The organism is Paenibacillus sp. FSL R7-269 (assembly GCF_000517865.1).
Taxonomy (GTDB): domain Bacteria; phylum Bacillota; class Bacilli; order Paenibacillales; family Paenibacillaceae; genus Paenibacillus_AQ.
The window spans coordinates 21,723-35,117 of record NZ_ASPS01000140.1 but is presented as its reverse complement, the minus strand read 5'-3'; the positions used below and the strand labels follow the sequence as shown (position 1 = coordinate 35,117).

The window sequence follows — 13,395 nt, the reverse complement described above, 5'->3', positions numbered from 1 at the left end:
CTATGAGACCATTGATCCAGCCGTTACCTCCTGGAATCCATGCATTAACCCCAGGCAGAATCATACCCCACAGTGGAGCCATTCTACTTCAACGAACCTTGCATTAACTCCCACCGAGCCATTCCACTCCACTAGCCTTGCATTAACTTCAACAGAGCCATTCCACTCCAACTAGCCTTGCATTAACTTTAACAGCCGAGCCTGCAATTGTACTTCGTACAATAGAATCGCGTGTAAAGCCCCCGTTTTGCCATTCTGCTGTATTTCGTACAATAAAATTAGCAGTTTGAGCCTGTAGCAGGCCTTCTCCCATAAATCTGCTGTATCAAATACAATAGAAGCGATTTTCGAGGTGTTTTGAAGACTTTCTATTGCACATAATGCAATCACCCGACTGGTGGAAGCGGGTTAGGCGCAGTGAGCGGTGAGCAATGAGCAAGCAATGAGCAGAGCGCAATGGCAGTTGAGCACTGGACACTGGGCACTGGGCACTGGACATTAGGCATTGGGCAGTTAGGCAGTTAGCGCACTGGGGCACTGAGATGTTGGACTATGACTGTGCGCAGAGCGAACATTTGGAGATAGTTGTAGTCTGTGCAATTAAAAACAGCGAATAGGAAGGATTTCATCTTCTAACTGTAGTCTGTACAACTAAATCCACCCGAATGGGCGAGAACGCAGTTATAGAGATTTTTTAATTGCACCAAATACAGCTAAACAGAAATTTAGTGGCAAATCAGGCGATTTAGTTGTACAGATTGCATTTAAGCATTTACCCACTCGCACCTTCAAAAAGGTACACAAACCCCTCAGTAAGCAATTAGTTAACATCCTTCTCACAGATTCACAACTGATGCGCTACGAGAGGACAGCGGAGCGTACTATTCAGTGTCCCACAATACGAGCGACAGCGAACAGTGCGCCCACTATCCAGTGTCCCACAATACGAGCGACAGCAAACAGCCCCCGCTCATCCCGGCGGGGGCTGTCTTCATAATGCGGACGGGCCAGTCTGGCCCCGGCTCGCTATTTTACCCGTAAAAGGCCACAAGCTGGCGCACGATCTCCGCCTTATCATGATCCACTACAACCTGATGCTGCGGCAGCTCGAACAGGGCGGCGATCGGCGCCGGGAACTCCTGCTTGATGCCGGTCAAGGCAATCGCCTCGTCGAACTTGGCCGGATGCGCTGTAGCGTAAGCAATGCTTATCTCATCCGGCGCACTGAACTTCTCGCAAGCGGCTACGCCACATGCCGTATGCGGGTCGAGCAGATAGCCGGATTCCTGCTGGTACTTGCTGATGATCTCCAGACACTGTGCGTTCTTCACGCCCAGCGCGGAGAAATCCGCCTGTACCCGGGCCAGCAGTTCGCCCTCCACCTTAATTGCGCCCTCACTCTGCAAGGCTGCCATGTACCCGGACAGCTTCTCTGCATCCTCATCCAGCAGATAATACAGATAGCGCTCAAAGTTGCTCGCCACCTGGATATCCATTGACGGGCTGTAGGTGCCCGTGAAGCTGCCCGGCTTGTATTCACCGGTAACCACGAACCGTTCGAGGATGTTGTTCTCATTGGTGGCGATGATCAGCTTGTGGATCGGCAGACCCATTTTCTGCGCCAGGTAGCCTGAGAAAATATTACCGAAGTTACCCGAAGGCACGCTGATGTTGACCTTCTTCTGATCGCTTCCCGGAAGCTGCAGATAAGCATGGAAATAATAGACCGTCTGCGCCAGAATGCGCACGAAGTTAATGGAGTTAATTGCCCGCAGGTGATACCGTCCCTTGAAGTCGAGATCGGCGAACAGCTCCTTGATAATCTTCTGGCAATCGTCGAAGTTGCCTTCTACAGACAGATTCAGCACGTTGCTGTCATCTACGGTGGTCATTTGCAGTTCCTGTACCTTGCTGACCTTGCCGTGCGGATGAAGGATACAGATCTTGATCCCTTCTTTGCCGCGCACTCCTTGAATCGCAGCCGCTCCGGTATCGCCGGAGGTAGCCCCGAGAATATGGATGATCTCACCGCGCACCTTGGCAATATAGGAATACAGCTCGCCCATGAACTGCAGCGCCACATCCTTGAAGGCAAACGTCGGCCCATGGAACAGCTCCAGCACGTATAGAGAATCGTTCACCCGGTGCAGCGGCGTAACTTCCGGAGCGCGGAAGTTGCCATAGCTGGTGTAGACCATCGAGCGCAGATCTTCATAAGGAATTTCGTCATTGGTATAGTAGGAGAAAATCTCAAGGAACAGCTCCTGAAAGCTCAGGCTTCTCCATTCCTCCAGCTTCTCCGGGGAAATCACCGGAATCTCAGCCGGCACCATCAACCCGCCGTCATCCGCCAGCCCCATCAGAACTGTATCAATAAAGCCTCTGGCCGCTACCTTGCCTCTTGTGCTTATATACTCCATACCCGTCTCATCCTCCTGAACCCCTCTTTATTTACTGTACATAGTACCACGTTTACGCGTTAAAGTCCGCTGATTCCGCACAAGTGGAAACGGCATTGCCGTCTTTTTAAAGGACGGTACCGTTTCGGCGAGAAAGATAAGGATAATTTTAGCGCGAAGCATACAAATTCCTATCTTTAGATAAAAGCTCACCAGGCCTATTTGCCCTGAAGCTCTTTCCAGACGGTTTTGTTACTGTACTTCTTCTCTGTGCTGACATCCAGGCCGAACCATTCCGGGGCAGCGAAGCCTTCCGCCTCCTCCAGCGAATCGAACTCAACCTCAAGCACCGTAAGCTCCAGCTGGGTGTAGAGATCAATCTCCACCGTAGTGTCGTTCCATACGCCTGTAATGCGGGTTTTGACCAACGGGATCGCCTTCACAGCCTCAATCATCTGGTTATACAAGCCTGCGGAAATGGAATATTCAATCTCCTGGCGGCTGATGCCCTTGCCATCCTTGAACGTATGCGTGTAAGTTACCTCACCCGTGTCCAGATCCGTGATCTTTCGCACCCGCAGCTCCTGCCCGTCCTCAATCGCAAGATAGGTCTGGTCAATACTGTGACGGGTCAGCACCTTCAGCTGTCCTTCTTCAATCAGCCGCTCCGGGTATTCCGGCAGCAGGAATTTGCGTTCAATCTCCATAGCCATGCTGTTTCTCTCCTCTGTATGCGGGCATTGTGCGAGCGTTAATGTTACATATTATTTATCATCATAGGGGCGGGCCATACGCAAGTCAACCGGAGACAACCGATTCACGGGGAAAATATTCCTATGCCTTTCCTGCTCCCGGGACATAAATGTTTTTGGCTCCCCAAGCTACGATCTCTTCAATTAACGGGACCAGCTCCTGCCCGGAGGGGGTCAGCGAATATTCGACGCGCGGAGGCACCTCATGATATTGCTCACGATGGATAATCCCGTGGTCGATAAGATCCTTGAGACAGTTCGTTAACGTGGTTCCGGTGATGCCGTTCAGCCTTCTTTTTAGCTCGTTATACCGGATCGGCCCCTCTTCGCTCAGTAAAGCAAGGATAGGCAGATTCCACTTCCCGCTGATGACATGAAAAGCAAAGGTGGCGGGGCACATCTGCGTTAAGTCGACCTCATATTTCATTGGGGATTCCTCCATCAGTATATTAAATATACCAGGTATTAAAAACAATAGTACTTGTTAATATTATTCCAGATATTATAATCATACTATAAAAAAGAAAGTGAGGTAAACAGCTATGAATACAAATCCTATGATCTGTGATCTGAAGACAGGTGTATGCGGGGTCAGCGACGAGGAGCATACGCAAATTATAGATTTCAATCCGCAGCCGCAGCCCAAAGTTACTCTCTATTATGCGACAGATCCGATCTGTTCACACTGCTGGGCCATCGAGCCTACCCTGAACCGGTTTATTCAGCAATATGGCAAGTACTTTGAACTACAGCCTCTAATGGGCGGGTTATTAGCGGGTTGGAATGGCTTTGCTGACAAGGCGAATGGAATACAGCAGCCAGCCGATGTAGCGGGGCACTGGAAGGAAGTCGGAGAGCATTACCGCATGCCTATTGACGGCACCCTATGGCTCCACAATCCGATTATGTCCTCTTATCCGCCCTCCAGAGTATTCAAGGTTATCCAGCAGAGACATCCGGGGAAGGAGCTGGCCTACTTGCGGAGCGCGAGAGAAGCCGTCTTCGTCTTCAACCGGAATATCGGGGAAGACGAGGTACTCACGGATATTGTGAATAGTCTGGGATTACCGGGCGATGACATCGTTCAGGCCGCAGGACTGGAAGCGGCACAGGAACTGCTGGAGGAGGATTTCCAGAAGGTAGCCCAGCTCGGCGTACGCGGCTTCCCGACCCTTGTCATGGTCAATGAAGAGAACCAAGGCATCAAGCTCGTCGGGTCCCGTACCCTGCAAAACTACGTGGACGCCTTGCAGCAGCTTATCCCTGAGCCTCTTGCTCCTGCTGCTCTACCGGCTATGCCGGAGCTGCTGGCCGGAGGACATCTTCTCTTCTCCAGAGAAATCGAGGCCATGTACGATATCGGGCAGGATGAGGTGGAGGCCTTCACCGCCGATGCGCTTCCTGCGCATGCTTACCGCACCCGGCAGATTCTGGGTGAGATGTTCATCGAACCGGCCTGAAGACGGCTGGGTATTCAAAAACAGCGGTCCCCCGTCATTGGAGGACCGCTGTTTGTTGGATGATACTGAATCATAATGTCCATATACCCAAGCATGATGCCCAGCTCATGGCGGACTGAGAATCCGCTATCCGGCTTAAATAGCCGATTTTCACTATCATTCGGACTCAGGGGCCCCTATTCGTGCAATTTCACCTTGAAACGGCCAGCCCGTAAGACAATAAGGTCTTCTGAGTCCGCAAGAACAGAAATCAGATTAGTTTATGAGCAAATAAGTTCATGTCAGTCCGCAAGCCGGCTGTGGGTGAGGGGAGCCACGGCTCCAGAGGTGAATCCCCGCTGCAGAGGAATCCCCGCTGCAGAGGAATCCCGGCTGCAGCGGAATCATAGTTGCGGGCAAGTCCACGGTTGCGGAAGTGTCTGCATCTGCGTGAGAGTTCTTGATTAGATATAATCCGCCATCGAGCGGATCACAAGCCCCGTCGGAGCTGCCGGAATGAAGTCGCCCCCTCCATTGCCGCTGCTTCTAAGCGAGAACTCCACCGTCTTCGGCTCGCCCGGCAGCAGATCGAAGTAATTATCGGAGAAGATGCCCTCTTCTTCTACAGTCAGATGAACCCCCCGCGCCAGCACATCGCTGCTCAGCGTGAAGCTCTGCCCGCCGCTTCCCGGTACCTCTGTCACCGTGATAACCGGCTGGCTTAGCGGAATATCCTTGGCAGCCGCGAAGTAATGCTCCTTGCGCTCCAGCACTTGCCTTGTCTCCGGTCCTTGTTCCTGCACCTGCCTTGCCTCTGTCCCCTGCTCCACGATCTGCCCGCTCTCCAGCAGCGAGGCCACCAGCAGCACACTAGCCGGCTCGCGGCCCTCCAGCACTTCGGCCAGCGGCAGCGTGAAGATCACAGCTGACGAATCCTCAGCAAGGGTTACCGGCTGCGACCACTCACGCAGCAGTACGCCGCTGATATCATGCAGCCGCAGCACCAGCTCTGCGTCCAAGGCTTCCCTCCGGTCAGACACCCCATAGACCTTGACGCTCTCCCCGTCCGTGCTGTCTACAGACAGCAGTACCTCCTGGAAGCTGCGGCGCACCGTATATTGCAGCGCCTTCCAGCGCCCGTAATAATCCATGCCCGCCCAGGAGGCTACCGGCCAGCAGTCATTCATCTGCCAGTACAGCGTGCCCATGCAATAAGGCTTGTTGCGGCGGTGGCTCTCCATAGCCATGCGGATCGCCTCGGCCTGAAGCACTTGGCTCATGTACAAGAAGCCCCGGAAATCCTTCGGCTGCGGCAGGTACATATCCATATACTCCTTAATCAGCTGATTGCCCGCTCCATTCTTCTGATGAGCCAGCATTACCTTCGATTCCAGCGCCAGCTCTGCTTCCTCTGCATAGCTCAGCACCGACTTCAGCTCCGGGAAGGACTGGAAGCCGTATTCGCTCATGAAGCGGCCCACCTTGAGATTATAGTTCTCGAACGGCTCCTTGGCGTGCCAGACGCCCCAATAGTGAACATCCCCGTCACCCTTAATTCGCGTGGCATGCTGATCCTGAGCACCGGTAAGCTCGCGCAGCGGTGAAGACGGCCAGTAGTCCATACCCGGATGGTTCGCAGCAACGGCTTCCGGCAGAATCCGGTGGAAAATCTCTTCATATGCAGCCCATAAGATCTGGCGGATCTCAGCATTCAGCTTCTCCTTCCAGCCCCAGCCCATGTACTCCTCATACTGCGACCAGGCCGAGTCAATCTCATTGTTCCCGCACCAGAGCGCGATACACGGGTGGTTACGCAATCTGCGGACATTATATACCGCTTCTGCGCGGACATTATTCAGGAACGCCTCATCCCCCGGATACATGCTGCAGGCGAACATGAAGTCCTGCCAGACCAGCAGCCCGTATTCATCACACAGCCGGTAGAATACCTCTTCTTCATAGAATCCGCCGCCCCACACCCGCAGCATATTCATATTGGATTCCACGGCCGTGGCTATCTCATGGCGGTAACGTTCTTCCGTAACCTCTGTAATGAAGCTGTCGTTCGGGATATGATTGGCACCCTTGGCGAAGACCGGCACCCCGTTCAGCTCAAAATGGAACGACGCCCCCTGCGCATCCGGCTTACGCACCAGCTTCATTTCCCGAAGCCCCGTCGTTGCCTCCGATACTGCTACAACCTGCGCTTCTTGCAGCAGCTCTGCACGGAAATGGTACAGCTCCGGCGTGCCCAGGCCGTTGCACCACCACAGGCGCGGGCGGTCAATCACCAGTTCAAGCTCTATCGACTGCTTGCCCGGAACGAGCGTAACCGCCTTCATCCATTCCTGCCCTTCAGTGCTCACGCGCAGCATTCCGTTCCATGCTTCCGGTGCATCCGCTTCAATCACGGCCGTCAGCCGGGCCTCCTGCTCATTCACTGCATGCTGGCGAATGTACAGATCCTCAATCGCCGCAACGTTACGGCCCGTCAGCATAGCTTCCCGCCAGATTCCGCTGGTCAGAAATCGCGGGCCCCAGTCCCAGCCGTAATGATACGGCGCTTTGCGGGCAAATACACTGATCCGCTGCTCCTGAAGACCACCTAACTCAGACTGGTCATTCGGCGCAGGCAGCGCGTAGCCCAGCGCCGCCAGCTTCGGCAGATCCTCAGTCACCACCGAGCGGAAGACGATGTGGAGCTCATTCTTACCTGTCCGCAGCAGCCCCTTCACATTCACGGTCCAGGACAGGAACATATTGTCTGCGGACAAGGCATGCACCCCGTTCACATACACATCGGCATACGTATCCAGCCCGGCGAACACCAGCTCAGTTACCGCCAGCGTCTGCCATGCCTCTTCTAATACAAATCCGGTTCTGTATTCCCAGTCCTTTTTATCAATCCATTGCAGCTCATGTTCATTCGTTCCATAGAAGGGCTGATCGATAACGCCATTGCGCAGCAGATCCGTATGCACCGTTCCCGGTACCACAGCCGTAAGCCATTCATCATCTCCGCAGGCTCTGAACTCCCAGTTCGACAGGTCGATTTGTAGTTGTTTCATAGTTCCTCCTATACTGTTTTTGCGCATTTCGGCGCTTAGCTACCCTAATTATATTTTGTTATAATAATGTTAGCAATAACAATATTCAAGGTAGCTACAATACAAACAAAACAAACATCTCATCGAACCCCTCAAACACATGCCCCCCTATATTAAGCCCCAGTCACCAATGTATCATTTGTTATTTTTGTTATCTTCCCCTGCGCTTACTTCTGCTTACTTCTGCTTATGCTGCTCTTCATGCTCCTTAATCACCTGCTCCGTCCCGAGCAGAATCAGCCTCAGTCCGAATTCAAAGGCCCCGTCAGTCCCCAGCAGCTCGAACAGTCCGTTCTTGAACATCCTGCGGAACAACCCAACCTCCTTATCGCTCATCGATTCCATCAGGCGAAGCAGTTCCTCACCCGGAGGCTCCTGTTGTTCCTTAGCCATCATAGCGACATTTCGCTCATGCTCATAATCGTCCAGCACGAAGAAGAACACGAAGTTCACCAGTGTTGTGACCACCTGCACCTTCTGCGCCTCCTCAAGCGGCGTGGATTCCACGCAGTGCAGCATCCGGTTGTTGAACCGGATAATGTCCGGCTCGTGGGGCAGTGTCATCATCATAAGTTGGGTGGAACAGGAATACCGGCTGAGCACGCTCCGTACCGTTACCGCAAATCCTGTCAATTGTTCCTTCCAGTCGCCCTCCGGGCGGTGCTCCTCCAGGATGACTCTGGAGATGTGGTTGGACAGCCGCTGGTAGAGGTTCTGCTTGCTCTTGAAATACCAATACAGCGAGGGAGCCTGAATGCCCAGCCGTTCCGCCAGCCGCCGCATGCTGAATTTCTCGATGCCCCCCTCCTTAAGAAGCTCCCATGAAGCTTCCAGAATCCGGTCCTCCGAGATTTGAGGTTGTGCTTTTTTCATCGTTATCCGCCCTTTTATCTAACAGTGTAAGTTTATGCTTTACAGTCTCTTAGGTTCATGATATCATCTAACACTGTAAGGTTCAATCTAACGCCGTTAGATTGACAAAAATCAGTGAAAGAAGTGATCCCTAATGGATACCGAAAACCTTTATTATTTTGAAAAAGCACCTATCACCAAAGCTGTCGCCCATTTCGCCGTGCCCATGATGTTAGGCACCTCCATGAATGTCATCTATTCGATTCTGAATGCCTATTTCCTGGGCACTCTCCACAATACGGCCATGCTGACCGCACTCGCCCTGACCTTACCGCTGTTCGCCATCATTATGGCACTGGGCAATCTGGTGGGGATCGGCAGCGGCACCTACATCTCGCGGCTGCTTGGCGAGCACAAATATGATGAAGTCAAGCAAGTGTCCTCCTTCGCCTTTTACAGCAGTCTCTTGCTTGGCCTCCTCGTGATGGCCGCAGGTCTACCGCTGATCGGCCCGATCCTTCACAGTCTGGGGGCAACGCCGGATTCCTATGGATTCACGAAGGATTATGTCACAGTCATGCTGATTGGCGCGCCGTTTGTTGTGTTGTTCTTTACGCTGGAGAATATGGTCCGCTCCGAGGGTGCAGCCATCGTGTCCATGATCGGGATGATGCTCAGCGTGGTGGTTAATATCCTGCTCGATGCTCTGGTCATCTTCGTGCTCCACTGGGGTGTAATTGGCGTAGCGTCGGCAACGGTTGTTGCCAACATGGTTGCGAGTGCCTACTACGCCTTCCATATGGGCTACAAAAGCCAATTCCTGGCGATCTCCTTCAAATGGTTCAAGGCCACCAAGGATATTCTCAGCAATGTGTTCAAAATCGGCGTTCCGGTCTTTATCATGAGTGTCTTTCTGGGAGCCATGTCGCTGATCTTCAACCTGTTCCTGATCGAATATGGAGATTCGGCTGTAGCCGCTTACGGGATATCCTCAAGATTGCTGCAATTTCCCGAGTTTATTCTGATGGGATTGTGCGAGGGAGTGGTGCCGCTCATTGCCTTCTCATTCACAGCGGATAAGCTGCGCATGAAGCATACCATCGGATTCACGGTAAAAGCGATGGCCGCCATGGCTGCCGTATTCGGCATCATCGTCTATCTGATATCCGACCATCTGATCGGTCTGTTCACCCAGGACCCGCAAATGATTCAAATGGGCAGCTACATTCTGCATGTCACCTTCTTGTCCTTATTCATTTCAGGGCTGACCACCTTGTTCATGGGGATCTTCCAAGCTACCGCGCAGGGAACAGCCGCGTTCGTAATGTCGATTATTCAAGGGGTCACCCTGATTCCTGTGCTCTTCTTCGCCAACCAGACGAATGGCTTCCATGGAGTGGTGTGGTCGCTGGTCATTGCCGATGCCGCTGCCTTCCTGGTCGGTGCCGCCATGCTGTACGCCCTACGGCACAAGCTACAGCCCGAACTAGAGAGTCTGGTACATTAAGTAAACCTAAGCAGTCTCTGAGAAACACAAGCAGCCGCAGGGAGGCCCTTCCTGCGGCTGCTTTATGCTTTTATGTTACTATGAAGGTTGTAACGCATTCCATCTGCAGAAGGAGTCTGATCCGCTTGCACGCACCACTCCATACTAACCACGACTCTCAGGACCTCGAGGTCTACGATACAACCGAGCTATATGGTGAAACCGGACGGTTCCGGGTTCTGCAATTCTCAGGGGAAGCTGTTCAAGGCGCAATGGATCTGGACCATCCGCGCCGGGTGATCTTCGAGTATCCCCGGGCGATGATCCATCTGATGGAAGCGGGTAATCCTTATTTCGAGCATGTCTTCCTGATCGGACACGGGATTGGGACGATTGCCGGTTATTTCGCCGAGAAGCAGTTTACGGTGGCTGAGGTGAACACGAAGGTAGTGGAGTACAGCAGAACCCGCTTTGGCTACACGCAGGATAACATCCTGATCGGTGACGGCCGCAGCCTGCTGGAAGCCGCCCCGGACCAGGGCCATGACTACATCCTGCTTGATGCCTTCACCGCTGCCGGGACACCGCCCCATTTCACCACGCTGGAGTTCTTCCGCCTTACCCGCGCCAAGCTGAACAGACACGGCCAGATCATCATGAATCTGATGGGCCGCAGCGGTAATGACCGCTTCATCAGTGCCATCCATACCACACTTCGTGAAGTGTATCCCTACACCCGATCCTTCGCCCTCCCGGCAGAAGGTGCGGCGGACCTCCGTAATATTATATTGGTTGGCAGCAACCGGCCAATCCCCTGCCAGTCCCGCCACATGGCCGGCTTCAGAGAGATCACGCCCGGGCCGGGGTATGTGATCCGGGATTAGGCCCTGCTTCGCTGCCAATATCCATGCAGATCATGCAAACATCATCCGGCATTTCCAGACCGGACAGATTATTCTCTCTACCGGATTCAAGCAGTTTGTCCAGCAGTACAGCAATCGGCTCATGTCTAGTATCATTCATTACTTGTACTACTCCTTCAACCTGTTCCTTCAACATATAACCAGGCTTCTCGATCAAACCGTCAGTATACAATAGTATTCTGGACTTCCCTGTAAATTGGATAGTCTGCTTTTTTGCATTTAAGTGGGGAATAATGCCGACTGGAAGACAGGAGGATTTCAAATGGAACACTTCTCCGCTGTCATCCATAAGCATACCGCTGGGATGGCCCGCGTTGATATATTCGATTGAACTCGTCTCTGTGTCCACGATCAAATATATGGCTGTGAAATAGAAATTGGCTGTTTCCTTTGACTCGCTAAACAGCTTGTTCATATGATTGTTTAAATCTGTAATCACTTCTTCCGTACTTATACTGCCCTGAATAATCCCTCTAAGAAGAGAACGTATAGACATACATACGAGTGCTGAAGAAACACCGTGTCCCATAACATCCATAATCAGAATACCGTACCGATGTTCACTTATACGGTACCAGGCATACATATCACCTCCAAGGTTCTGCGAAGGTATGTATCTGGCGTCAATTAAAAATAATGGCGTGCTCACCGGTCGACTGAGTACGCTCTTCTGCACCTGTCTGGCCAGTTCCAGATCAACTTGAATATTTTTCTCAATCAGTTTTTTATGGGTAATATCCAGTACCACTCCATTCACGATAACTGAATCACCCTTTGCAGTATAAAAGGGGAATAACCGGCTTTCAACCCATCGGATTTCCCCACTTGAATGGACAATACGATATTCCAGATTCGTAGTATAGGTTTCCCCGTCTGCAGCAGCAGCCATTCTGGCACTAACCATATCCTTGTCCTTATCATAAATCTGCGCCGACCATAAATGGGGGTATCGGTAATACTCCTCTGGAGTATAGCCGAATGTCCTTTCGCATGCTTGAGAGATGGTAAGTAGTTTATCTTGAGTCACATCATATGACCACAGTATAATATCAATACTCTCCAAAATAGTATTCAGCTGCGCCTGTACTACCTTCAGCTTTTCCTGCATTCTTTCAAATTCTGTAATATCCTTAGCAAAACCGATAACTCCCCGGATCACTCCTTCTGCCATAAGAGCGACACTCGATATATCAAAGATTTGAATCTCTCCGCTCTTATTAATCAATTGCAATTTTCGTGAAGTGGAAAGTATGCTTCCATTCATAATATTCCTAAAGGTCTGCCTAATTATCGGCACATCCTCCGGAAGGAGTAACTTGATAAACGGAGTACTCTTAATCTCTGCCTCTGAATATCCGAGGTTATCCAGAAGATTAGGGCTTACACTAATGATTAATTCATTGAGATCCACCACGTAAATTCCTGCATTGTTATACAAAAATAACGATTCATACCGCTGCTCACTGTCCCTTAGCTTCTTTGTACTCCCTTCATGCTGCCTGTGTAAGAGAATTAGTGAAGTCAGAATAACACATTGGCTCACAAAGCCGACAATAAAATCATAACTAAACCCTTTATTTACAAATAAAAGATTATACAAATTCAAGACAACTATTATGAAGAGAATCAGAAGAAATCTGTTTTTGACACACCATTCTCTGAGCGGGTATAACCATCTAGTGTTCATGTCACTCTCCTTTTCTTAGTCATGTAAAGCGTTACATAGGCATCTTCAGAGATTAACCTTACTTCATCCATAATTCCGTGAATGAGCATCATTCCCCTGCCATGCAATCCAAAAGGGGAGACCTGTTCATGATGTAATTCAAAGGATCCGCCACTCTGACAAACTTTAATCTCCATGATATCCGATTCGACCAGCCAAGAAACTCTGAACCTGCATATGTCTGAAGAACTTCCATGCTCAAATGCATTCATACATGCCTCTTCGGTTACCAACTGCAGCAGGATGGATTCATGCTCTGAGAAGCCTGAAATTTGCGCTATTTTCCTAGTAGTTTTTATGGCAAGAACTATATCATCGCGGTTATAAATAACGAGAATTTGACCATATGTTTTATCTGAGAGGTTGTTCATTTTAACCCGCCATTTAAATAGTCATAAGCATCATTAAGTTCCGTGAATATCTTCATGAAAGTACTGAAGTGAACAATTTCAAGTATTTCACCTACGGTAGGTTGTACACCTGCAATAACCAGTTCCTTGCCGGTACGACCTGCAGTCAGTACAGCATCAGCTATAACTCCAAGTGCAGCGCTGTTCAGGTAGGCTACATCTGTCAACTCAAGGATAAGACCTCTCGATTCACATTCTAAAAGCCTCTGGATGGTCCTGTGGAACTCTTCTACATTCTTAAGGGTTATATCTTTATTCCATTTCAACAGTTGTATCTTCTCGTGTAAAGAGTTCTCCATTA

General features: G+C 51.0%; 11 protein-coding genes. 3 read left to right on the top strand and 8 right to left on the bottom strand.

Features of this window, described 5'->3' with window-relative positions:
• Positions 1-1,031: 1,031 nt before the first annotated feature.
• The 3 genes from thrC to C162_RS32490 form a co-directional block, all read right to left on the bottom strand.
• Positions 1,032-2,420, bottom strand: a complete 1,389-nt coding sequence (thrC, locus tag C162_RS32500; protein ID WP_036702001.1) for a threonine synthase — start codon at positions 2,418-2,420, stop codon at positions 1,032-1,034.
• 197 nt (positions 2,421-2,617) lie between these two features.
• Positions 2,618-3,112 (bottom strand): CYTH domain-containing protein, encoded by a 495-nt coding sequence (locus C162_RS32495; RefSeq protein WP_036701999.1) that lies wholly within the window; start codon positions 3,110-3,112, stop codon positions 2,618-2,620.
• Between the two features lie 121 nt (positions 3,113-3,233).
• Entirely contained in the window at positions 3,234-3,578 is a 345-nt protein-coding gene (locus C162_RS32490) for a winged helix-turn-helix transcriptional regulator (protein WP_083678192.1), read from the bottom strand.
• A gap of 115 nt (positions 3,579-3,693) precedes the next feature.
• On the opposite strand from C162_RS32490, the gene C162_RS32485 reads away from it, so the two are divergent.
• A complete protein-coding gene (locus tag C162_RS32485; RefSeq protein WP_036701996.1) occupies positions 3,694-4,611 on the top strand; it encodes a DsbA family protein in 918 nt (305 codons plus the stop codon).
• 443 nt (positions 4,612-5,054) lie between these two features.
• Here the strand turns inward: C162_RS32485 and C162_RS32480 are convergent, their stop codons facing one another.
• Both C162_RS32480 and C162_RS32475 read right to left on the bottom strand, forming a co-directional pair.
• A complete protein-coding gene (locus C162_RS32480) occupies positions 5,055-7,658 on the bottom strand; it encodes a beta-mannosidase (RefSeq protein ID WP_036701995.1) in 2,604 nt (867 codons plus the stop codon).
• Positions 7,659-7,874: 216 nt separating this feature from the next.
• Entirely contained in the window at positions 7,875-8,570 is a 696-nt protein-coding gene (locus tag C162_RS32475; protein ID WP_036701993.1) for a TetR/AcrR family transcriptional regulator, read from the bottom strand.
• A 133-nt stretch (positions 8,571-8,703) separates the two neighbouring features.
• Between C162_RS32475 and C162_RS32470 the strand changes: the two genes are divergently transcribed.
• Positions 8,704-10,056: an MATE family efflux transporter gene (locus C162_RS32470; RefSeq protein ID WP_036701991.1), complete on the top strand. Its 1,353-nt coding sequence runs from the start codon at positions 8,704-8,706 to the stop codon at positions 10,054-10,056.
• A gap of 80 nt (positions 10,057-10,136) precedes the next feature.
• Complete coding sequence (locus C162_RS32465; protein WP_036701989.1) at positions 10,137-10,919, top strand: fused MFS/spermidine synthase; 783 nt, start codon at positions 10,137-10,139, stop codon at positions 10,917-10,919.
• On the opposite strand, the gene C162_RS34900 is transcribed toward C162_RS32465, so the two are convergent.
• Genes C162_RS34900 through C162_RS32450 form a run of 3 tightly spaced genes read right to left on the bottom strand, consistent with a single transcriptional unit; the run spans position 10,885 to position 13,393 of the window.
• Entirely contained in the window at positions 10,885-12,645 is a 1,761-nt protein-coding gene (locus C162_RS34900; protein ID WP_051494105.1) for a SpoIIE family protein phosphatase, read from the bottom strand. The genes C162_RS32465 and C162_RS34900 overlap by 35 nt on opposite strands.
• Entirely contained in the window at positions 12,642-13,055 is a 414-nt protein-coding gene (locus tag C162_RS32455; RefSeq protein ID WP_051494104.1) for an ATP-binding protein, read from the bottom strand. Before C162_RS32455 ends, C162_RS34900 begins: the two co-directional genes overlap by 4 nt.
• Positions 13,052-13,393: an STAS domain-containing protein gene (locus C162_RS32450; protein WP_036701987.1), complete on the bottom strand. Its 342-nt coding sequence runs from the start codon at positions 13,391-13,393 to the stop codon at positions 13,052-13,054. Before C162_RS32450 ends, C162_RS32455 begins: the two co-directional genes overlap by 4 nt.
• Positions 13,394-13,395 lie beyond the last annotated feature (2 nt).